Source organism: Pseudomonas syringae (assembly GCF_021606685.1).
Classification (GTDB): domain Bacteria; phylum Pseudomonadota; class Gammaproteobacteria; order Pseudomonadales; family Pseudomonadaceae; genus Aquipseudomonas; species Aquipseudomonas syringae_R.
In genome coordinates this window covers 1-21,935 of the sequence record NZ_WKCB01000087.1, presented here as the reverse complement: position 1 = coordinate 21,935, position 21,935 = coordinate 1, and the positions used below count along the sequence as shown (strand labels likewise).

General features: G+C 60.0%; 15 protein-coding genes. 1 reads left to right on the top strand and 14 read right to left on the bottom strand.

Annotated elements, in window-relative coordinates; genetic code table 11:
- Positions 1–316 (bottom strand): multidrug transporter (locus GIW02_RS23475; RefSeq protein WP_236422102.1); only part of this gene is annotated, 316 nt, incomplete at its 3' end.
- A gap of 208 nt (positions 317–524) precedes the next feature.
- Here GIW02_RS23475 and GIW02_RS23470 point away from each other — a divergent pair.
- On the top strand, positions 525–3,671 hold the full coding sequence (locus tag GIW02_RS23470) for a hypothetical protein (protein ID WP_236418759.1): 3,147 nt from the start codon (positions 525–527) through the stop codon (positions 3,669–3,671).
- Positions 3,672–3,749: 78 nt separating this feature from the next.
- Here the strand turns inward: GIW02_RS23470 and GIW02_RS23465 are convergent, their stop codons facing one another.
- The 13 genes from GIW02_RS23465 to yaaA all read right to left on the bottom strand — a co-directional run bounded on the left by GIW02_RS23465 (position 3,750) and on the right by yaaA (position 21,902).
- Positions 3,750–5,201, bottom strand: a complete 1,452-nt coding sequence (locus GIW02_RS23465; RefSeq protein WP_236418761.1) for a mannose-1-phosphate guanylyltransferase/mannose-6-phosphate isomerase — start codon at positions 5,199–5,201, stop codon at positions 3,750–3,752.
- Between the two features lie 149 nt (positions 5,202–5,350).
- Positions 5,351–6,007: an alginate O-acetyltransferase AlgF gene (locus GIW02_RS23460; protein WP_236418763.1), complete on the bottom strand. Its 657-nt coding sequence runs from the start codon at positions 6,005–6,007 to the stop codon at positions 5,351–5,353.
- Between the two features lie 16 nt (positions 6,008–6,023).
- Positions 6,024–7,208, bottom strand: a complete 1,185-nt coding sequence (locus GIW02_RS23455; RefSeq protein WP_236418765.1) for an alginate O-acetyltransferase — start codon at positions 7,206–7,208, stop codon at positions 6,024–6,026.
- An 11-nt stretch (positions 7,209–7,219) separates the two neighbouring features.
- The gene (locus GIW02_RS23450) at positions 7,220–8,752 is read right to left on the bottom strand and encodes an MBOAT family O-acyltransferase (protein WP_236418767.1); all 1,533 of its coding nucleotides are present in this window, start codon (positions 8,750–8,752) and stop codon (positions 7,220–7,222) included.
- A 224-nt stretch (positions 8,753–8,976) separates the two neighbouring features.
- The gene (locus GIW02_RS23445) at positions 8,977–10,086 is read right to left on the bottom strand and encodes a mannuronate-specific alginate lyase (RefSeq protein ID WP_236417942.1); all 1,110 of its coding nucleotides are present in this window, start codon (positions 10,084–10,086) and stop codon (positions 8,977–8,979) included.
- A gap of 8 nt (positions 10,087–10,094) precedes the next feature.
- On the bottom strand, positions 10,095–11,543 hold the full coding sequence (locus GIW02_RS23440; protein ID WP_236417944.1) for an alginate O-acetyltransferase: 1,449 nt from the start codon (positions 11,541–11,543) through the stop codon (positions 10,095–10,097).
- Between the two features lie 11 nt (positions 11,544–11,554).
- Positions 11,555–13,144, bottom strand: coding sequence for a mannuronan 5-epimerase AlgG (gene algG / locus GIW02_RS23435; protein WP_236417941.1), 1,590 nt, complete (start codon positions 13,142–13,144; stop codon positions 11,555–11,557).
- The gene (locus tag GIW02_RS23430) at positions 13,144–14,628 is read right to left on the bottom strand and encodes an alginate export family protein (RefSeq protein WP_236417940.1); all 1,485 of its coding nucleotides are present in this window, start codon (positions 14,626–14,628) and stop codon (positions 13,144–13,146) included. The genes algG and GIW02_RS23430 overlap by 1 nt, the downstream gene beginning before the upstream one ends.
- A complete protein-coding gene (gene algK, locus GIW02_RS23425; RefSeq protein ID WP_456361675.1) occupies positions 14,625–16,052 on the bottom strand; it encodes an alginate biosynthesis TPR repeat lipoprotein AlgK in 1,428 nt (475 codons plus the stop codon). Before algK ends, GIW02_RS23430 begins: the two co-directional genes overlap by 4 nt.
- A gap of 83 nt (positions 16,053–16,135) precedes the next feature.
- The gene (locus GIW02_RS23420; protein WP_236417934.1) at positions 16,136–17,302 is read right to left on the bottom strand and encodes an alginate biosynthesis protein Alg44; all 1,167 of its coding nucleotides are present in this window, start codon (positions 17,300–17,302) and stop codon (positions 16,136–16,138) included.
- Positions 17,303–17,340: 38 nt separating this feature from the next.
- On the bottom strand, positions 17,341–18,822 hold the full coding sequence (gene alg8, locus GIW02_RS23415; protein ID WP_236417932.1) for a mannuronan synthase: 1,482 nt from the start codon (positions 18,820–18,822) through the stop codon (positions 17,341–17,343).
- Between the two features lie 83 nt (positions 18,823–18,905).
- Positions 18,906–20,222 carry a nucleotide sugar dehydrogenase gene (locus GIW02_RS23410; RefSeq protein ID WP_236417931.1) on the bottom strand — a complete coding sequence of 439 codons (1,317 nt, stop codon included), beginning with the start codon at positions 20,220–20,222 and terminating at the stop codon, positions 18,906–18,908.
- A 900-nt stretch (positions 20,223–21,122) separates the two neighbouring features.
- Positions 21,123–21,902 carry a peroxide stress protein YaaA gene (yaaA, locus tag GIW02_RS23405; protein WP_236422103.1) on the bottom strand — a complete coding sequence of 260 codons (780 nt, stop codon included), beginning with the start codon at positions 21,900–21,902 and terminating at the stop codon, positions 21,123–21,125.
- Positions 21,903–21,935 lie beyond the last annotated feature (33 nt).

Here is a 21,935-nt window from a genome sequence, read left to right as displayed (position 1 = left end):
AGACGTTGTCGGCCAGGTTGACCGTGTCGCCCGGTGCATAGGCGGCGACGCGCCAGCGCAGCTCGGTGAGGGGCACGTCGTTGCCGTTGTTCAGCGTCAGTTTCAGCGGGCGGTCGGCAGGGCATTCCTGCGGGGCATAGGTGATGCGCAGTTCCAGGCGCGCCAGTTGTGACGCTTCGCGGTTGTCCAGCCATACCACCCACACCGCCACCAGGCCCAGGCCGACGGCGGCTGCGAGTGACACCGGCAAGGCTTTGGCCGGATAGCGCAGTAACAAGATCAGCCAGGTGATGATCAGTAGAACGCCTAAGAACATCGTTACAACCTCGCGAAGGGGTCAACCATCCTACCTGTGAGCGGGCTGGGTTGACTATCTGAGTATGGCCGGTGGCGGATGGCTGTGGTTATGACACGTTCGCTCATACAACCTTTCGCTTTTTTTCTCTGCAATGACACTCATTGGCACTGGGGCTTAGCTGGCTGCATGCCCGCTTACATCCTGTCATTTTGTTTGAGGTTGACCCATGATTCTGAATCCAGTGAACCCTGTCCATCAGCAACCGTCCACGCGTGTTACAGCACCGCCGCCGGTGCTGATTGAGCCAACTGCCCTATCCGATAACGGCACACCGACACCCGCAGCACGTTCCGTTGCACGGGTGCCGCGCAATGTAGGCCCATTAGCCCAGGTCAGCGAGCAGCCACTGGGTACGGCGCAAGAGCGCGCCGGTAATTCGCATAACCTCGCGGCGTTGAAGATGGCCTTGGGTGAAGTTCTCCGTACGGGGGCGCAGGACCCTGAGGCGGACATTCCCGCACTGTTGGAAACCGCGCGATTTCGAGTTCACTCGCTGTCCACCTTTGGCAAGGCCAACCAAACCCGACCTAACGAGGAGTTACCGATTGCCTGGTTCCTGCGGGAACATTCCTTGTATGTCCCGCAAGACATAGAGCAACTCTCCAACCTTATCGACGTGTTGGATAACCCGTTGCCTCAGCCACCCGTGCAGGGGAGTGACCTCGCCGTGCCGGCCCAGCCGGAGACTGAGCAGCCCCCCAGCCCGCGTGGTGTAGTGGCCGGTTATGACCTCAATCAACCGGCCAATTGGGGCGTCAGCCCTTCGGTGGTGGTGGCGCATCTGGCGCAGCACCTGGAAGAGCAGGGTAAAGCGAGTGCCGACACCGCGCCGGCCGCTGCCCGCGCTTTGCTGGCGGGCGCTGCGCCGGCCTTTATCGTTGCGGGTATGCCCGACAACCTGGTCGTTGGGTCAGCTACTTGGGCAAGGCTGTCGACGGCGGTCGAGGTGGGCGAGTTCTGGGAACCGGGGATGGCGGGTCGTACCGATTTCGAAGCGTTCATGCGGCGGGCCAATCAAAGCCCGATTTCGGATGCCCAGGCGATCGTCGAGGGCAAGGCTCAGTCCAATGCGCTGATTGACTGGGGTGTGGCCCAGGGCAGAATTTCCCGAAAGGACGATGAGGCCTACACGTTGGCAGAAGTGGCGGTATTACGTGACGCTTTTAATGAGGAACTCACCGCCCTGAAAAAGGCGCAAGACCAATTGAGCGCACCGATGCCGAACCGCAGGGACATGGCACTTGATGAGTTGAAAAAAGTGTACGGAGACACTGCTCCGTTTGATGTGCGTAACATCAGCATTTCCAACATCGATGCCAGCGAGAGCGAGTACCACTCGCTACTTGAGATTTATATGGCTGGCAAAATGGACCGTATTCCAAAAGGCGAGCGATATGATTTCCAGTTGGGTGATCGATCGCTCAGCGTCAGGCCGCTTCCCGATATCAATCAACAGTTCAGCAGCCAGTTTGATCGTTACTTTCTCAACCTCAAGGAGGGCGTGGCAACAGCGGTCACCGATCAGTTCAAGAAGCTACCGGTGGAAGACCGGAAAATTATTGCGTCGGGCAAACCTGAATTTTTTTCATTGCGAAAAGCCAGTGTCGCGCAAGCCGAGGGAGAGGAGTCTGCGGCTCAAGCGCAAGCGGCCAAGGCGCGTTATGGGCTGTTGATGCGTGTGCAGTACACGCCAGCCAAGAGCGGCAGCGACCAGACCCCTGCAAGGATGCGCCATGTCTATTACGAGATTTTCCCCCTGCAAGGGATCATTCGCCGGCGCGACGACCTGCCCAGGTATCTGCCGAACCCCGCGCCCAGAGTTGCCGATCCTGAAAACTACGCCGCACGCCAGGCCCAGGGGAAAAGCCTGTGGGTCGATTACGAGGCCTATGAAAAGGGCACCCCGCCGCAGCGGGAAATCTACTCCGGCGGGCTTCTGAACGAACAACTCAGCACGCCTTACTTGCCTGCACTGCGGCCGGGCCAGGAAGCCAATAGTGCTGTTCATGCCAACCCTCGATTCAAGACGATTGCCGACATCGTGGCTGGCTATCTATTGCATGATCCCGTTGCGATGAAGGCGCAGGCCAGAGGCAGCACCCTGGTGGAGGAAGAAGAGGCGGGTATCAAAGCCGGGCATGATTTTGTGACGGGGCTGATTCCGTTCAAGAATGCGATCGAAAACGCCGTTAACGGCAACACCGGCGCGGCGATCAGGGATTTCGCGCTGGATATTTTCGGCTTTGTAGTGCCCTTCGGCAAAGGCGCGGGCCAGGCCGTAAGGGTGCTGGGCAAGGCGGGTGAAAAGTTTGGTACGCGAGCATTCAAGGCCAGCGATGTGCTGCTGCGTTCGGCCTTCAGCGGTCTGAACCCGGGCGATGGGCTGGGCGACCTGACACGGGCCTTTGCAAAGGGCTCACAGAGCGTTTTGCAGCGCAGTTACCGGGAGTTGAAAGCCCTCCTGCCGACGCAGAGCCTGAACCTGGCGGCCTATGGCAGAACAGCGGGTAATCTCGACAAGTACGCGGTCGGCAGTCAAACCTTGGCGGGGCTGACCGCAGACAGCCAAGGCATTTACCGGGGGGCTGATGACCAGTTGTACATCCGCAACGTCGACGGCTCGGGCGAGGGGGGCATTTTCCAGGTCAGGGAGGTCACAAACAATCAAGGGGTGGTTCAGGTGCGGGTTATCGACACCAAGACCAATCGCCAGACCGAATTCCTGCTGGAGAACAGTGGCCAGGATCAGTGGAACCGAGTGGGGCTGCAAGGTGGGGGGCCGACTAAACGTGCGCATGACGAAGAAAACTTCATTGCTCCGTCACCTGCTTCCGGCGCCGTATCAACCGGCCAACCGCTCGCCAAGCGCGCGAGGCCGCCTGAAGTGTTTCCGGGCGAAAAAGCCGACCTCGACCCGCCGGTCAAAGGCGAGAATGTGTTTTATCACTACACGAGGGAGCGCAGCGATGCGGCGATCACCGCCGTGCGCAACCTTGATCCTTCGAGCCATAACTTGAGTGGTGGCATGTTGCCCCGCGCCGAGGGACGGCATTACTTCACGGACCTGGCGCCTGGAGATAAACCTGCCAAAGAGATTTCCGCGATTATTTTTGGTCGACGTAAACATGGCAATGCACTGCAGAAAATGACGCACTACTACGAGATCAATACCACGGGTTTGAAACTGATCCGCAGCCCGGATAACCCGCATATTTTTTATGTGGACACGCCTTATTCGATTCCCTTGCAGTACCGCAATGGTGGCCCTGACATTGTCGACCGCGTCATCCGTCACGGGCCTGTTCCTGTCTAGTCAGGCAAACATGCAAAAAGCCCCTCACTCACCGCGGATAGGGGACGCGGTGAGTGAGGGGCTTCTTTTTTTGCCGAGTTACTGCGCGATGGTTTTCACCGACACGCCACGCTCAACCGGCGTCGAGCGCCCATAGATATCTTCGAACCGCTCAATATCGTCTTCGCCCAGGTAGCTGCCCGATTGCACTTCGATGATCTCCAACGGGATCTTGCCCGGGTTGCGCAGGCGGTGCACCGAGGCGATCGGGATGTAGGTGGACTGGTTTTCGCAGAGCAGGAACACGTTTTCGTCACAGGTGACTTCGGCGGTGCCGCTGACCACGATCCAGTGTTCGGCGCGGTGGTGGTGCATCTGCAGCGACAGGCACGCGCCCGGCTTGACCGAGATGTGCTTGACCTGGAAGCGCCCACCCATGTCCACCGAGTCGTACGAGCCCCACGGGCGGTAGACTTCGCAGTGGTTCTGGGTTTCGCTGCGGCCCTGGTCGTTGAGGGTGTTGACCATCTGCTTGACGCCCTGGACCTTGTCCTTGTGGGCAATCATCATCGCGTCCTTGGTTTCCACCACCACGATGTTGTCCAGGCCGATCACCGAGACCAGCTTACCGTTGCCGTGGATCATGCAGTTGCGGCTGTCCTGGATCACCACGTCGCCTTTGCTGACGTTGCCGTTGGCGTCTTTGTCATTGACCGCCCACAGCGAGGCCCAGCAACCCACGTCGCTCCAACCGGCACTCAGCGGCACCACGCAGGCGCGTTGGGTTTTTTCCATCACGGCGTAGTCGATGGAGTTGTCCGGGCAGCAGGCGAAGGTGGCTTCGTCGAAGGTCACCGTGTCGGCGTCCTGCTCGCTGCGTTCCAGGGTCAGCAGGCAAGTGTCGTAGATGTCCGGATCGTGCTTTTTCAGCTCTTCGAGGAAGCGGCTGGCGCGGAACAGGAACATGCCGCTGTTCCAGAAATAACCGCCGCTTTTGACGAACTCGACGGCGCGTTTTTCGTTGGGTTTTTCCACGAACTGCTCAACGCGGCTCACGCCTTCCGGCAGCAGCGAATCGTTGGTGGACTTGATGTAGCCGTAGCCGGTTTCCGGGCGGGTGGCCGGTACGCCGAACAGCACCATCTCGCCACGCTCGGCGGCCACGGTGGCCAGGGCCAGGGCGCGTTGCAGGGCTTTCTGGTCGTCGATCACGTGGTCGGCGGGCAGCACCAGCATCAGCTCATCACGGCCTTCGTTGACCAGCATCATCGCGGTCAGGGCCACGGCCGGCGCGGTGTTGCGGCCGAACGGTTCCATCAGGACGCGTTGGCATTCGAGCTTACGCGCGCTCAGTTGCTCGTTGACGATGAAGCGGTGTTCCTTGTTGCAGACCACGATCGGGGTGTCCATGCCTTCGAACACCAGGCGCTCCAGGGTTTGCTGGAACAGGGTGTGTTCGCCGGTCAGGGCCAGGAATTGTTTCGGGAACTGTTTACGCGAAAGCGGCCAAAGACGTGAGCCGCTGCCACCGGAAAGGATTACTGGAATCATGGGTGTTTCTCCTTGAATCGATTTGGGTCAGAGCCTGTGGGAGCGGGCTTGCTCGCGAAGGCATCAGCTCGGTGTAACTGACAGACCGAGTCGTTAGCATCGCGGGCAAGCCCGGCTCCTACAGGGGGAGCGTCAATTTCAAAAGCTAATCAGCGGGTCGACACCGGGCGTTTCACCCAGACTGGCGACAGGCTCGAACCCGAGCCAGTGACATACAGCACCGCCGCTTCACCGCGTTCCAACGCAACCGGCTTCACATCGCCGACTTTCTTGTCACCGTCATACAACGCCAGGCTCACCTTCACCGGGTTGATTTCACGCTCGCCACGACCCTTGGCCGCCACCGACTTGACCACGTCGGTCTTGCCATCGGCGGTTTTCAGGCTCAGGGCCTTGTCGCTGAGGTTCTGCACACGTACCAGGGATTTCTGCTTGTTCTTGAACGGCGGCTCTTCGATCAACTGCGGCTGGCCGCTGCTGTTGTTGACCAGGGTGTAGTAGTGGTCGGCGGCGAGCTTGACCGGCACGGTCTGGCTGCCGACCTTGGCGCTGTAGTCACCGCCTGGCATGAAGCTGAAGTCGCTGCTGGCCAATGGCGCAACGTCGCTGAGGTTGGTCGCGCCGACGGTGGCGCTGACTTCCTGGTTGCTGGCGTTGTAGACCCGCACGAAGCTGGAGCCTTTTGGCGCGGTTGGGCCGTAGAGCGCGGCGTCGCCACCGGCGAAGGCGGACATCGATACGATGCTAAGGCCGGCAGCGATGGCCAGGGTTTTAGCGAGACGACGAGGAGTTGTAGTGAAAGTCATGTGAGTTACCTCTCTTTCAGTTTTGCGCCCGGTCGGGCGTCTCGGATTTTTGATTTTTAACTGGGGTGTTGATGGCCATGTTTTGTTGGCGCGAACCGGCTTGTTTAAGCTGCGCAACCCACTTGGGGTCGGCGTCACCGATTTCGTTGTTTACGGGCAGATAACGTTCAGGAAACTCCCAGATCAGCACCTGTGGCGGGCTGTTCTTGAAGTCATCACTTTTCAGGTAGCTGAGCATCGGCAGGATCGGGCCGTGGCCATCCTCGGAGTAGTTGATGACGTCGCTGCCCAAGGCCTGCTTGAGGGCGCCGACGAAATTCCAGTTGGGGTTGGCGCTGTAGCTGGTGCCCACCAGTGCAACCGGGGTTTCGCTGTCGGTGAACAGCGCGTCGTCACCGCCGGCTTCGGCCAGGTGCGTGACGCGTTTTTCCAACGGCTCTTTAGGCGGCATCAGGTTTTCAAACAGCGGGTCCAGCGGCAGGAACAAACGCAGGTCGCCTTTATGCGGCTCGGTTTTTTCGGCCTCGGTGACAAAGCGCTGTGGCTCGCCGTGGAGTGGGGTCTTGGCGGCAATGGTCTTGGCCAACTGCTTGGCCGCGACTTCGGCACCATCCGGGGTCCAGTGCGTGTCGGTGCGCAGGAACACTTGCTTGCCGCCCAACTTGGCCTGTTGCAGCGGGCCGAGCAGGTCCGGGGCAATGATCTTGTCGGCCGCCACACGGGCGTGGAAGTCCTGGTACAGGTTGGCGTGGATGCTCGCCGGTTTCACTTCACCCAGGTGTTCCGGGTACAGGCGCACTTTGGCTGGCACGATTGCCATCACCAGTTGAATGCCCTGGGCCTTGAGTTTCTGGCGCACGCCTTCGACCAGCGCGTAGTTGCCTTCAAGGTTCTGGTCTTCGTTGACGGCAGGGTTGAACTCCTCGTCGCTGTACAACCAGTGATCGCGGCCAAGCACCACGCCAGGGCGGCCTTCATTGAACAGTTTGTAGTCCAGCGCAGCCCACAGGTTGGTGCCGATGCGCTTGATCGGGAACTGGTCGTCGTAGTGCGTCTCGACGGCCTTGGTCCAGCGGCCGTTGAGCACAGTGGCGTCGGCATTGGTGCTGAAGCCAAAGAAGCTGCGCAGCGACCAGGCGCCCAGGGCCAGCAGCACCACCAGGAACAGGCTGATATAGAGGACGCGTAATGAACGGGTCATGGTCGGCTCCCTCAGAATTGGAAGTAAAGGAACGGCGAGAAACTCTGCGCCGACAGTTTCAGGATCGACGCCACGAACAGCAGCAGCACCGCAGCGCGCATGGCGTAGCGTGGCCAGTCAGCGGTCCAGTAGGCCGGTTGCACGGCAGCGTCCTGGCCGACGGTGAACCCTGGCTGGTGGATGCTGCCGGGGTTGTCGCCGGGTACGGCCTTGATCAGGCTCGGGTCGGCTGGCTTGGCTTTTTCCTCAGGGCGGTTGGTGTAGAAGTCACGCAGGCCAAAGAACGCCAATGTTGCGTACGCCACCACCAGGGTCGCCACTTGCAGGCCGGTGAGGTTGGCGCGGTTGAGTTCCGACAGCGACCACTCGCCAAAGCTGAACATCGCACCGTACATACGGCCAGCGACGTGCAGGTTTTCGGCGCGGAAGATCACCCAGCCCATCACCACCAGCAGGAAGGTGAAGGCCCAGCGCACCGGGTTGAAGCTGCGCGGCGAGGTGTTGAGGCCGATGGCTTTCTCGATCGCCAGCCACATGCCGTGCCAGGCGCCCCAGACGATGTAGGTGATGTTTGCACCGTGCCACAGACCGCCGAGCAGCATGGTCAGGAACAGGTTGCGGTAGGTGGTCAGCGTGCCTTTACGGTTGCCGCCCAGGGTGATGTACAGGTAGTCACGCAGCCAGGTGGACAGGCTGATGTGCCAGCGCCGCCAGAATTCGGTGATCGACTGGCTGATGTACGGCTGCTTGAAGTTTTCCATGAAGCGGAAACCCATCATCAAGCCCAGGCCGATGGCCATGTCGCTGTAGCCGGAGAAGTCGAAATACAACTGCGCGGTGTAGGCCAGCGCGCCCAGCCAGGCGTCGCCGGTGGTCGGGTTTTGCAGGGCGAAGCAATGGTCGGCCACCACCGCGAGGGTGTCGGCGATGAAGACCTTCTTGATGAAACCCTGCATGAACCGCGTGCAGCCCTCGGAGAATTTATCCAGAGTGTGGGTGCGGTTGTTGAACTGGTCGGCCAGGTCGCGAAAACGCAAGACCGGGCCGGCAATCAGGTGCGGGAAGATCGCCACGAACGCCGCAAAGTCGATCAGGTTGCGGGTCGCAGGGGTATCGCCACGGTACACGTCGATGATGTAGCTGATGGACTCGAAGATGTAGAACGAGATCCCGATCGGCAACAGCACGTGGGTGAGGATGAACGGCTCGAGGCCCGCCGACTTCATCATCACGTTGATGCTGTCGACGCCGAAGTTGGCGTACTTGAAGTAGCCGAGGATGCACAGGTCGACCGCCACGCCGAGCAGCAGCCAGCGCTGGGCCGGCTTGGTGCGCACGCCGGCTGCACCAACCTTGAGGCCGATCCAGTAGTTCCACAGCGTCACGGCGGCGAACAGCGCCAGGAAGTCCACTCGCCACCAGGCGTAGAACACGTAGCTGGCAATCAGCAGCAGCAGGTTGCGATAGCGTTGCCCGCTCAAGTAGTACAAGCCGAGAAAGATCGGCAAGAACAGAAACAGGAACACATTGGACGAGAAAACCATCCCGATCTCTCCATGTTTAACCAACAGTCAAGGGCCGCAGCCCCCCCAAACCCCCCCACCGGATTTGGGGGAGGGCGGTACAACAATTCCATCTGGCAAAACGCGGTTAGAAATGTGGGAGGGGGCTTGCCCCCGATAGCGGTGTGTCATTCAACACAGATGGCGACTGTTACACCGCCATCGGGGGCAAGCCCCCTCCCACATTTTTTATTTACCGTGTTTCTTCAGGAGCCTTTATTGCCTTTCTCATGCGTCGGGTCGTAGACCTTGGTCAGGTCGCCGCCGAGACGGAAGGTTTTGAACGGCTGCATGCCATGCTTGCGTTCGATCACTTCCGGGGCGCAGGTGTAGAGGGTGCAGAAGGGTTCGAGCCAGGCGAATTTCATGTCCTGTTTCAAGTCCTTCATGTCCTGTTCCTTGCCGTTCTTCTGCTCGAAGATTTCCGGGTCCTTGACCCCGGCCAGTACTTTTTCGCCCAGGCGTTTCAGCGCGCCGTTGTTTTCCTGGCGCAGGTCTACACCGTTGACCAGGGCAAAACTGGCGATCATCGACAGCGGCGGCAGCGCGTAGTTGTGATACGACAAGGCGCGTTGCTGGCGCTTCAATTCGTTGGGCAGGAAGCCCTGATCATCGACCTGGTTCACGCCGACTTTGTATTCCTTCACCGCCCAGTCAAACAGGTCGCGACGGTTGGTGGCGACGGACGTGGCCATCACCGACCAGGCGGCCCAGTAGGAGTGGTTGTTGGTTTTTTCCAGCGGCAGGTTGTCCCAATCGCTCACCACCTGATCGGCCAGTTTGTTGAACCAGGCTTCGATCAGTTGCGATTCCTGCTGGTGGTTCGCCAGCGGGTGCGAGTCGGAGAACTTGAGGCGTACATAGGCCGAGGCCATGCTGCCCAGTGCCCATTTGCGCATGGACTTGCCGGTGTGGTTGAAGTCCTTGGACATCAAGGCATCGGCCTTGGCCCACGACACCAGCCAGTTCAGCGTGCATTCAAGCTGCTCCGGGCGACCGTCGCGCATGAACTGCATCACGCGTTTGCTGGTGTCTTTTTCCAGCTTGGTGATGTCGGCGGTACTGTCGCGAAAGGCTTTTTCAGACTGTACGTTCAGCGTGGAACGGGCCTTGTCCGAGCCTTCGTACTTGCTGCGAAATTGCAGTGGGCCGGTGTAGGGCGTCGGCATGGTGTCGCAGTTTTCTTTGAAGTCGCCGGTCTTGAACGCTTCGATTGGTGCGAAGTAGCCCTGGGGCGGACGCAGTGGCGCGGCGGCGTTGGCTGCACCGGCGAAGATCGCCAGGCCCAGCAACGATGGAATCAATAACTTCTGCATAGGTAACCTCATTGCCCGAGTGAGGCAGTCTTCTGACCGCCGCTTGGGAATACGTTGCGTGTGCAAATTTTCGCTTCGACTTTCTGCGCGGCAGCGCCCGCTTCGGGACCCTGCACTTCCACGGCCAGCAAGTTCTGCGAGGCCCAGTCTTCATCGGTGCGCAGTTCAAAGGCGAAACGCCCGTCTGTATCGGATGTTTCGGGTTTCTCGATCTTGATGTCCTCGTGGCGCCCGTTCATGTACCAGAGGGTGGCTTGCAGGGTTTTCACCGACGGGTCGGCGAAGCGGATATCAACCTGATGGTTGGCGTTGCGCAGGTCTTTGTTCGAACTGTTAACCAGCAATTCGTTCTTGCCGGGTTTCAAGGTGGTGCTCGCGGTCATCTGCGCGGTCTTGCCTTCGCAGCCGTTGTCGAGCAGGGACATCATCTGGCGGTAGATGGTCTCCTGGTCCAGGCGGTACAGCGGCGAGAATTCCCAGATGAGGATCTTCGGCGGGGTCTTCTGGAATTCTTCGCTGCCCAGGTACTGGATCATCGAGCCTTCGAGGCCACCGCCGGGGAAGGCGACGTTAAGGATGTCGGCACCGATTTCCTGTTCCAGGAAGCCGGCGAAGTTGTAGTTCTTGCCGCTGTGGCTGGTGCCCACCAGGGTGATCTGCGGGTTGCCCGAATCGCTGAACAGGTCGCCGTCGCCCGCTTCGCCCTTGGGCTCGGTGGAGAACTGGTCCATGTACTGGATCGCGTAGCTGGTGCCGCAGAGTTGCCCGGCCATGTTGTGCAGGGTGCCGGTCTTGCCCATGCGCCCGGAGACTTTGGTCTCGAACTCGCGCTTGGGAATGTCGGCAAACTCCGGCATTGCGCGCACTTTGGCGCCGACGATTTTCGCGGTGCGCTGGGCGCCGTAAGGGGTCCAGTGCTGGTCACCGCGGAAGTAGAAATCGTGGGCCGGCAGTTCGTCCGGCAGTTGCTCGTTGGTCAGCGGCGACAGGTCCGGCACTACGTAGCCCATCTTGGCGAAACGCCCGAGCATGGTCTTGTAGTTGCCCAAGGCCTTGTCGAAGTCGAACTTGGCTTTCTCTTGCGGGTTGAGCTTGTTGCGGTTCACCAGGCCACGGGTCGGCTGGTAGACCACTACCAACTCAACGCCCTTGGCCTTGAACGCATCGTGCAGCTGTTGCATGCGTTTGTAGCCGGCCGGGGTGGTGTCGAATTCGGTGCGCAGGTCTTCCTGGGTACGGAACAGCCAGTCGCCCTGGGCTTGCACCAGGGTGGTGAAGTTCTGCTGGTAACGCGTGGTGTAGTTCTTCGCGTCATGGGCGGCCGGGCACAGGCTGCAGCACGGCTCGGCAGTAAAGGTCGGCGCCTTGATTTCGTCGGCGCGCACGCCCTGGCTGGCCGCGAGCAGGCCGAGGGTCAGACCCGAGAGGCTCAGCAGTTTGATCATGTGTGGGTGCATAAGGGTCATCCTCAGTCCTGCATTTCGGTCTGGCGTTCGACAGGGTCGATCAGCACGGCTTTCTGCTGGCGCACCAGCAGGTCGAGAATTTCTTCCTGGCGATCACCAAGAACACCGGAGAAGCTGATGCCACTGGATTTGGTCGGCGCCAGCATCGACACGCGGTACAGCTCGATGCTCAACGGCGAGTCGATCGACAGCGGCCCGCTGCCGTTACCGGCCAGCTCACCGCCGACCACGATCAGCGAGACCTTGGCGTCGAACGGGTCGAGGGCGATGTCGCGGTCGGTGTCGGTCAAATCCTTGATGTGGCCGTACACGCCGGTCAGGCCGTTGGCCATCGAGGTGTTTTCGTACAGCTTGATGTTCACGCTGTTACGCACGCGGATACCGTGGCGACGGTTGCTGATCACCTTGTTGCCCCACAGCAGGTTGTCGCCACTCTCATAGAGGGTGATGCCGTCGGTGTGGTTGCGGTAGATCTCGTTGTCGGCGATCAGGTTGTTGACGCTGTTACGGTCGATCACCAGGCCCGAGAGCTTGTTGTCGTAGCTGCGGTTGTTGAAGATGAAGCTGTCGTTCACTTCCCGGGAAATGATGATGCCGTGCTTCTTCTTGGTGCCGTACACGGTGTTGTCCGCGATGATCAGGCCGTGGGAACGGTCATGCGGGTCAATGCCGTAGACGATGTTGTCTTTGTAGGTGTTGCCCTTGATCACAAAGCCCGTGGTCTCGTAGCAGTAGAAGCCGTACCACATGTCCGAGAACTCGGAGTCGATGATCCAGCCGGTCGGCTCAGGGCGCTTGAGGACCTTGGCCATGTTCGGCGTGTACTGGGAAATACTCACCCCGTACGACTTACTGTTGGCGTAGCCGAAGCTGGCCATCTTGGTCTTGGAAATGTAGGTTTCGGTGCCGCCCCAGGCCAGCAGGAACGGGCGGAATTCCTTGGGCGACTTGAACAGTGCCGGGCCGTTGGCCTTTTCGCTCCAGCCGGTGACTTTGGTGTCACGCACGAATAGCTGGCCATCGTTGATCAGGAACGAACCGGCTTCCTGGGACAGGCGCAGCTCCTGGGTCTTCTTGTCGATTTCGAGGATGCCCTTGCGCCCGACCACGATCGGCAGCTTGGCCAGGAATACACCCGGCGACGTTTCGCTGAGGTACTGCTTGGGCACTTTGCCGAGCAGGTCCTTGAGGTTCATGTAGCCGTCGTCGATGAAAATCGCCTGGGGAATGCCGTGTTGACGCACCACCCATTCGGCCATCTTGTTGTCGCCGCCGATGAAGTCCTTGAGCGCGTCTTCCTGCATCATGCGGCGGATGCTGATTTTGCCCGGCTTGGTTCGCACGATTTTCTTTTCCATCGCGGCGGCGGTGTAGCCCGACAGGTCTGGCAGGGCAGGCTTGGCCATTTCCAGCGGCGCGGTCGGCGGGCTGGAAATGGTGTAGGTCTTGGCCTGTTGCAGTTCTTTGGCGATGGTCGGCGCCTTGGCCTGTTGCGCGGTATCGGCGAACGCAGTGGCACTGGCCAACAGCATCGCGGTCACCAGCAAGCGTCTGCCTTTGAAGGGATGGGAAATCATTGCGCAGGCTCCCATCAGAATTTCCAGATCACGTCGACAAACGCGCGGTGCATATACGAGTCGACCTCGCTGCCATAGGCATCACCCGGCTTGAACACGCCTGCACGGAAACGCACCAGCGCCGACGGTTCGTCGATCGACTGGCTGAGCGCGGCCGGCAGCAGGCCTTTTTTGAAGTACTTGGTCACGACAAGGTCCATCTCCTGGCCGAGGTCTTTCTTACCGTCGGCCAGCGGCAATGAGGTGCTGGCGACAATGTCACCGGCGTCGTTGGTGGTGTTATCCACGGCCGCGATGCCGTTGCTGCTGACGGGCTTGTTGCCGTCCACGCGCCAGAACTTGTGGTACACCAGGCTGGCGTCATAGTCCTCGCGCAGCTGCCAGGAACCGAACAGGCTCATGGACTGCATGTTGTTCATCTCACCGCGAAACGCTTCACCGAAACGGTGCACACGGGACTGCGTGCCGGTGAAGTTCGAACGGTTACTTTGCAGGCCGTTCTGTTCGTAGTTTTCGCTGGCGCGGGCGTAGGCCGCGCCCACTTGCCACTGCGGGTCGAGACGCAGGCGCACACCGATATCGGTGGCCCAGCCGTTCACGTCTTCGCTGCGCTTGGCCTGGTCGGGGCGCGTGCCGTCGGACTTCAACGCATTGACCGAATCACGATCACCGCGCATGCCGGTGAGGCTCGCCCAGTAGTTGACGGTGTTGGTGTTGCGCCAGTTGTAGGCGTCGCTGTTGGCTTCGATGCCGAGCCAGGTCAGGTCGCCGTTTTCGCGCTTGTCCAACGAATCGGTAGGTTGGCCCGGTTCCGGGTAGTCGAGCTTGCCGTTGTCATGGGTGTGGTGACCGCGCAGGCCGATCCACTGCCCCGGCGTCCACTGGTAGGACGCGTCGGCGTAAAGATGCTGACGGTCCTTGTCCACCGGGGACAGTTCCTTGAGGTCCGTACGGTACTCGCTGAAGCGTTCAGCAACGCCGACATTGGCCTTGAGCAGGGTGGTGTCGAAGGTCCAGTTCAGCGCTTCGATGTTGGTGTCACGCCACTGGCCGTCGTCATTGCGCAGGCGCTGGCGACCGAGCTTGAGGATCTCGCCAGGGTAGGGTGTGAAGCCGCTGTAGCCGACCCAGAACTCACGCATGGCCAAGTAGTTTTTCTTGGTCTTGCGGTCATTGTTGGTGGTCTGTTGGTTCTCATCATCGGACGACTGTTGCAGGGTGTCGGTTTCGATGATGTCGCTCGACGTCACCGCCTGGCCCATGGCGTAGGCGCTCCAGCTGCCGCTTTCACCGTAGATCCACGGGCGCAGGTCAAGGCCGATGCCGTTGACGTCGCCGCCTTTTTGCGTGCCCAGGTCGCGGTCATCTTCGGACTGTGCGGTGGCTTTGACTTCCAGGCCGAAGTTCTTGGCTTCGGTCAGTGCAGCCAGGGTCGGGCACGACCACAGCAGGGCGAAGGTCAGGCCGATACCGGCCTTCACGAATGGATTGAGCTTCATAGGGATTCCTCGCCGTCGTCTTCTTCCAGGGCGTGCAGTTGCAACGTGCTCTGGGCCAGGGTGCCGCGCGCGGCCAGTTCCTGTTGCACCAGGCGTTGGCCTTGGGCGCGTTGCTCCGGCGTCAGCGGGGCTTCGAGCTGGGTGGCCAGGTCATTGGCTTGCGGCGTGTTCTGCGCTTTCGCCAACTGGCTGAAGACATAGGCGTTCAATGGGTCGGGCTTGGTGCCCTTGCCTTGGGAAAACAATTGAGCGATGGCGAAGTCGGCGCTGTTCTGGCCGTTGCGCGCAGCGGTCAGCAGGTGGTCCAGGGCTTTTTGCGAGTAAACCTGGCCGAGATAGCCTCGGCGGTAGATCTGGCCGAGGTAGTAATCGGCGGCGACTTCACGGCCTACGGCTTTCTGGAAGTGTGCTTCGGCCGCCTTGGCGTCCGCCGGCACCCACTTGCCTTCGTAGTAGAGCTTGCCCAGCAACAGCTCGGCGCGCGGCTGGTCGGCGGCGCGGCCGTTGTCGAGGTACTTCATCATCTGGTCGACGTCGCCCAGTTCCGGGAAGTCGTAGAGCAGTTGCGCCAGGCTGACCCAGGACGCCGGGTAGCCAGGGGCGATTTTTTCGAGCAGGGCCTGGGCGGTTTTTTCGTCAGGCTTGCCCAGCGATGCGTCACCCAGCACGCGGGCCACGCTGTCAACACGCTGCGCGGTGACGGTGCCACGGCTGTAGCCGGCTTCCATCTGCTTGAGCAGTTCGGCCTGTTTTTCCGGTTCGGCTTTTTTCTGGTAGACGGTGGCCAGTTCGACGTAGCAGATATCGGTGCTGTTCAGCGCGGCTTTGCAGATGCGCTCCACGTCATCCAAGTGCTGGTCGTAGGTGTCCTGGGTGCGATACAGCAGCACTTGGGCCAGGCCGGCTTCCGGGTAACCGGCGGCCTGCCATTGGCTGATCTGCTGTTGCGCATTTACGTTGGGGAAGCTGTGCGGGTATTGCAGGTACAGCATCGCCAGGGGGATCAGGGTATTGCCTTCGCCATTGGCAAAGGCTTTTTTCAGCAGGCCCTCGGCTTCGTGCTGCTCAGCCTCGGTAGCGCCCGGCTTGGCCACCAGCAGGCGACCCAGGCGTGCCTGGGCACGCGGCGAGGTATCGGCGGCTGCGCGGTAGGTGGCTTCGGCCTGGCGGATTTGCTCAGGGTCACGGGTGCCGACCTGGATATCGGCCAGGCCCACCTGGGCCTCGCTGTAACCCAGGTCTGCCAGCTGCTGGTAGTTCTGCTGCGCGGTAACGGTGTCGCCACGCTTGAGCGCTTCGTTGGCCAGGCGCTGGTCGGGCAGGCCGGCGCAACCGGCGAGGGAAATCGCCAGAGCCAATGTGCACACAGATCCAATGTGGGAGCGGGCTTGCTCACGAAGCAGGCGACGCGGTCCATCAGGCATACCGCGCTGATCCCTTCGCGAGCAAGCCCGCTCCCACAGGGATTGCGGTGTTTTTGGAATAGTCGTCACAGGCATGTCCTCGCTTACAGACCGTGGGCCATGGCTTTATCGATCAGCCAGTTCAGCGATGGGCCACGGTCGCTGGTGACTTCCACCGGGCGGCCGGCGTAGGTGCTGTCCAGTGGCGCATCAGGCTTGATCTGTACACGGATGTCGGAGGACAGGTCAGCGCTGTTCAAGCTGGTGCTGCTGACGATGGTGCCGGTGCGCAGTTGTTCTTCGTCGGCCACCTGGAAGCTCACCGGCGTGCCTGGGCGAACGTCGGCGAACTGGCGGTAGGTGAAGCGGGCTTCCACGTTGGCCTGGCTGTTGCGTGGCACCAGTTGGAAGATCACGTCGCCTTTGCTGGCGTACTGGCCGTCGGCGACCAGTTGCTGGGCGACTACGCAATCGCAAGGGGAGGTCAGGGTGCCGGTCATTTGCTTGCCGAACAGCTCTTCGACTTTCGCCGGTTGCAGCTGGTCTTCGTCCAAGTGGCCCTTGAGTACATCGAGCATGCTGGTGCTGAAGGTGGCCAGCGGCGCGCCTTTGGCGGCTACCGCGTCACCTTTGAGCAGGCTTTGCACGGTGCCGTCGCGCGGCATGGTCACGTTCATGCCAGGCACGCTCACCAGACCGGCCTGGGCGTGGCTGACGAAGTACATGCCGTACACCGACTTGAAGACAAACCCGAACGCCGCGAGGCCGACCAGGAAGATCGCCAGGCTGAACGTCACGGCGCGCAGGCGGCCAAAGGCGCTCATGTTGCTGCCGCTGTCCTTGACCTTGCGCGCCTTGGTGAAGTTGTCGCGCTGCAGGGTAGCGAGTACGTCGCCCATGGTCACAATGTCACCGGACAGGTGCGAGGTGATCAGGTGGCGCAGGGTGGAAATATCCTGTTGTTCCAGGTTCTGGAACTGGCAACCGGTGCGGCCGCTCTGGCGATCGTAGGAGCGGATCTGCAGCTCTACGTCCATGGCCAGGCCGAGGTTATCGATCACGAATTGCAGGCGACCCTTGTGCACTTCACCCACGGTCAGCGGCTGGGTGGCGGTGAATGCCAGGCCGCCGGCGGACAGGTCGATCACCCGCGCTTCGGTCTGGGTGCGGTCAGTGTTGAAGAAGCGCAGCTTGGCCGGGATTTTGACCCGGGCATGTTGGCGCTGAGCTTCGGATTCGTGGACAACGTTGGCGTTTACTTGGCTGTTCATCAGGGCAATTTCCTAGAGTTAATTCAGGCTTGGCAGGGTCAGACCATCATCAGCAACACGGCAACGAAGATGCTGCCGGCGGAGAAGGTCATGGTCCGAGACGACCAGGTGTTGAACCAACGTTGAAAGCTGGCCAAATCGCGGGTCAGTTTGGTGTCCTGGCGGGTCCAGGACTGTTGATCAAGGCGGAAGAACACGTAGATTTTCACCAGCGCGCCCATGATCTGGTTGTAATAGAGAATCACCGGGTACGCCGGGCCGATCTTGTGGCCGGAGCACGACAGCAGCAGGGTCAGAATCAGGCGGGTGATGCCGATCCACAGCAGGTAGGCGAGGATGAACGCGCCGCCGTACTTGAAGGTGGCGATGATCGCCACGGTCAGGCCGAGCAGGGAGGTCCACATCGACACGCGCTGGTCGAACAACACAATGCTGGTGAACAGGCCCAACCGACGCATCCCCAGGCCCAGGGCACGGGAGTTCTGGCGCAGGTTGTTGCCGTACCAGCGGAACATCAGCTTGCGGCTGGCTTTGATAAAGCTTTTTTCCGGCGGGTGTTCCACGGTGTGGATCGCCGCGTCCGGCACGTAGAAGGTGTCGTAGCCCAGGCGCATCAGGCTGAACCAGCTGGACTTGTCATCACCGGTGAGGAACTTGAAGCGGCCCAGGCGCCAGTGTTGCAGCGAGTCGCTTTCCACGTCGGCGATAAAGCCCGGGTCGGTGACGACATTGGCACGGAACACCGACATCCGACCGGTCATGGTCAGTACGCGCTTGGACAGGGCCATGGAGCACATGTTGATGTGGCGTTGGGCGAAGCGCAGCTTGTGCCACTCGCTCATGATGTAGCCGCCGCGCACTTCGCAGAACTCGTTGGTGGTCAGGCCGCCGACATTGCCGAACAGCTGGAACCACGGCACGGTTTTGCGAACCACGCCTTCGGCGAGCACGGTGTCGCCATCGATCACCGCGACGACTGCACGATCATCCGGCAGGTGGCGAGAGATGGCGCGGAAACCAAAGGCCAGGCCGTCGCGCTTGCCGGTACCGGCGATGCGCACGAAGTCGAGCTTGACGTGCTCCGGCGGGTTCATGCGTTCCCACAGGCTCTTCACCAGCAGCTCATCGGACATTTCCACCAGCGAGCAAACTACCGTGGTGGGGAAGCCGCATTCGATGGCTTCGCGAATCACCGAGCTGTAGACCTGCGCGGTGGTCAGCGCGTCGATACGAAAGCTGGTGACCATCAGGAACACATGGGACGGGTCGGCGGCCTTGCCCAGCTTGCGCACTTTGCGGCGCAGGTGTGGGTAGACCACGTACAGGAACAGCATGCCGCGAAAGAAATGCGTAGCACCCATCGAGTAGCGCCAGATACCGACGGCGCCAATCAGGAAAATAAAATTCTTCGACTCCGAGTCGAACGTACTCGCCGGCAACAGCAGGGCGAGTCCCAGCAGCAGGCTGAGGAAAAACAGCCAGCCGGCAGATTGCAGTAGTACGTGTTTTAACTTGGACATAAGCGTCATCCGAAGGTGAAGAAGGCTCCGGGCTGCAAGCGCTGGGGATGAGTACGCTTGCAGCCTGGAACTTGCCGTTGCTGTTACCAGCAAATGCCTTCGGTACGGCCGGTCACGCAGGTGGCCTTGGACATGAAGCCCACCAGGTCGACCACTTGCTTGCCGTGCGGAGCGTTCTGCGCCAGGGCGCGGAATTTCTCGTCACGGTTGCCGAGGATGATCACGTCGGAGTTGTTGATCACTTCGTCGAAGTCCGAGTTGAGCAGGGACGACACGTGCGGGATCTTGCCTTCGATGTAGTCCTTGTTCGCGCCGTGGACACGGGCGTACTCGACGTTGCTGTCGTAGATGCTCAGGTCGTAGCCTTTGCCGATCAGCATTTCGGCCAGTTCCACCAGCGGGCTTTCGCGCAGGTCGTCGGTGCCGGCCTTGAAGCTCAGGCCCAGCAAGGCAATTTTGCGTTTGTCGTGGCTGGAGACGATGTCGAAGGCGTTCTGCACCTGGGACTCGTTGCTGCGCATCAGCGAGTTGAGCAGCGGCGCTTCCACGTCCAGCGAGCCTGCGCGGTAGGTCAGGGCGCGCACGTCTTTTGGCAGGCAAGAGCCGCCGAACGCGAAACCTGGGCGCATGTAGTACTGGGACAGGTTGAGGGTCTTGTCCTGGCAAACCACTTCCATCACTTCACGACCATCGACGCCGACCGCCTTGGCGATGTTGCCGATTTCGTTGGCGAAGGTGACCTTGGTGGCGTGCCACACGTTGCAGGTGTACTTGATCATTTCGGCAACGGCGATGTCCTTGCGGATGATCGGTGCGTCGAGTTCTTCGTACAGCGATTGCAGGACGTCGCCGGAAGCTTTGTCGAACTCGCCGATAACGGTCATCGGTGGCAGGTCGTAGTCGGCGATGGCGGTGGACTCACGCAGGAACTCCGGGTTGACCGCAACACCGAAATCGACACCGGCTTTCTTGCCGGAGCAGTCTTCGAGGATCGGGATCACCACGTTGGCCACGGTACCCGGCAGCACGGTGCTGCGCACAACGACGGTGTGGCGGGTGGCTTTGTCACGCAGGACAAAACCGATCTCGCGGCACACGGCTTCGATGTAGTCGAGTTCCAGGTCGCCGTTTTTCTTGCTTGGCGTGCCGACGCAGATCATCGACAGGTCGGTATCGCGGATGGCTTCGGCGAAGTTGGTGGTGCCACGCAGTCGGCCGGTTTCAATACCCTGGCTCAACAGCTCGCCCAGACCTGGTTCAACGATTGGCGATTTGCCCGCATTGATCAGGTCAATCTTGTCCTTGGAGATGTCTACGCCAACCACGTCGTGGCCACGGGCAGACAGGCAACCGGCACATACTGCGCCAACGTAACCGAGACCAAATATGCTGATGCGCATCGCATTTACCTCTTTGTCATTCAAGACTGTATTGATCATGCCAATTAATGGCCGGAGTTCATGTTTACAGGCGTCACTGATGCCACGGAAGTTGGGCGAATAGACGCCGACTTACCGCGTATTGGCATGTTAAATAGTGAGTGACTAACTATTGCACTCAAGGTGTGCGCAACGTGGCCTTGTTATTGGGGCTTGCCCTGAAATGCAGCCAGCCTTCCTGGGAGAAGGGCTCGGCGCCAGTGCCGCAGAGCATTGATAGAGGCGGTAAGCCTTTAAGTATCAATGCCTTGGGTTGTCTCACTGACCCATTAGGGTAAGCACAGCCTTGGCCTTATAGTTCGTGGCAATTGATCCTTATCGCCGCTCTCAACTAAATGGTTAGTAAAGTGACCACCGAGTCAAAGTTGTTATTACAACTTCACTACTTCCGTGGGTCCGTCATGTAAGTCATCTCCTACAGAAACAGAGAATTTCGTTACCGGTGGTATGAGCGGCGCTTTTGGGTGAAGTTCCTGGCCGCTCATCCTGTTTCCGGAAATTTCTTGAAATATTAGGAAAGATGGCACTGGTATTATATTGATAGCACTTGCTATTTGGGCCAGTAGTTATAGGGAGTTGGCGCGCAGGGATAGTTTTGTGCCACCAGTGTTTTAAAAAAACGGTGCCACTACGAAAATTTTTTGGAAATGTCGAGTGAAAGAATTGTTAGAGATGCGTCAGGATATTTTTTGGCGCCAAAATAATGACTATTTCGGCGGTGAAATACGGGCAAGAATGTGGGAGCGGGCTTGCTCGCGAATGCAGTGCGTCAGTCAATAATCTATCGACTGACATTGCGCATTCGCGAGCAAGCCCGCTCCCACATTTGGATCTCATTGCCTGAAAGAGGCGGGACCTGCCTTATTCCGGTGCGTGATCGCGCAGGAACACCAGGTTGTCCGGTTTGGACTGCTCTGCATTGAAGCGATAACCCTGCACATCGAACTGCTTGAGCTTGGCTGGATCGTTGATGCGCTCTTCGATCACGAAGCGGCTCATCATGCCCCGGGCCTTTTTGGCGTAGAAGCTGATGATTTTGTACTGGCCGTTTTTGAGGTCTTTGAACTCGGTGTTGATGATCCGCGCGTTCAGGGCTGTGCGCTTGACCGCCGAGAAGTACTCGTTGGAGGCCAGGTTGAGCAGCACGTCGTCACCTTGTTCGGCCAGCGCTTGGTTGAGCCATTCGCTGATGCGGGTGCCCCAGAACGCGTACAGGTCTTTGCCACGGGCGTTGGGCAGTTTGGTGCCCATTTCCAGGCGATACGGCATCATCAGGTCCAGAGGGCGCAGCAGGCCGTAGAGGCCCGAGAGCATGCGCAGGTGGTCCTGGGCGTAGCTGAAGTCGGCGTCGCTGAAGGTTTCGGCATTCAGGCCGGTATATACGTCGCCCTTGAAGGCCAGCAGGGCTTGCTTGGCGTTTTCGGGGGTGAAGGCGGGGGTCCAGCTGCCGAAGCGGGCGGCGTTGAGGCCGCCGATTTTGTCGGAGACGTGCATCAACTCGCTGATTTGCGCGGGGGTCAGTTCGCGTAGTTGTTCGATCAGCTCCTGGGAGTGGTCGAGGTATTGCGGCTGGGTGAAGCGCGGGGTGGGCGGTTTGGACTCGAAATCGAGGGTTTTGGCGGGGGATATCACCATCAGCATGAGGTTGGCTCCTGGAATCGTGGCGTGTAGCGT

Excerpts from the sequence above, each read along its gene's own strand:
- GIW02_RS23470 (WP_236418759.1), top strand. The coding sequence starts at position 525 with ATGATTCTGAATCCAGTGAACCCTGTCCATCAGCAACCGTCCACGCGT.
- GIW02_RS23465 (WP_236418761.1), bottom strand. The coding sequence starts at position 5,201 with ATGATTCCAGTAATCCTTTCCGGTGGCAGCGGCTCACGTCTTTGGCCG.
- GIW02_RS23460 (WP_236418763.1), bottom strand. The coding sequence starts at position 6,007 with ATGACTTTCACTACAACTCCTCGTCGTCTCGCTAAAACCCTGGCCATC.
- GIW02_RS23455 (WP_236418765.1), bottom strand. The coding sequence starts at position 7,208 with ATGACCCGTTCATTACGCGTCCTCTATATCAGCCTGTTCCTGGTGGTG.
- GIW02_RS23450 (WP_236418767.1), bottom strand. The coding sequence starts at position 8,752 with ATGGTTTTCTCGTCCAATGTGTTCCTGTTTCTGTTCTTGCCGATCTTT.
- GIW02_RS23445 (WP_236417942.1), bottom strand. The coding sequence starts at position 10,086 with ATGCAGAAGTTATTGATTCCATCGTTGCTGGGCCTGGCGATCTTCGCC.
- GIW02_RS23440 (WP_236417944.1), bottom strand. The coding sequence starts at position 11,543 with ATGCACCCACACATGATCAAACTGCTGAGCCTCTCGGGTCTGACCCTC.
- algG (WP_236417941.1), bottom strand. The coding sequence starts at position 13,144 with ATGGGAGCCTGCGCAATGATTTCCCATCCCTTCAAAGGCAGACGCTTG.
- GIW02_RS23430 (WP_236417940.1), bottom strand. The coding sequence starts at position 14,628 with ATGAAGCTCAATCCATTCGTGAAGGCCGGTATCGGCCTGACCTTCGCC.
- algK (WP_456361675.1), bottom strand. The coding sequence starts at position 16,052 with ATGCCTGATGGACCGCGTCGCCTGCTTCGTGAGCAAGCCCGCTCCCAC.
- GIW02_RS23420 (WP_236417934.1), bottom strand. The coding sequence starts at position 17,302 with ATGAACAGCCAAGTAAACGCCAACGTTGTCCACGAATCCGAAGCTCAG.
- alg8 (WP_236417932.1), bottom strand. The coding sequence starts at position 18,822 with ATGTCCAAGTTAAAACACGTACTACTGCAATCTGCCGGCTGGCTGTTT.
- GIW02_RS23410 (WP_236417931.1), bottom strand. The coding sequence starts at position 20,222 with ATGCGCATCAGCATATTTGGTCTCGGTTACGTTGGCGCAGTATGTGCC.
- yaaA (WP_236422103.1), bottom strand. The coding sequence starts at position 21,902 with ATGCTGATGGTGATATCCCCCGCCAAAACCCTCGATTTCGAGTCCAAA.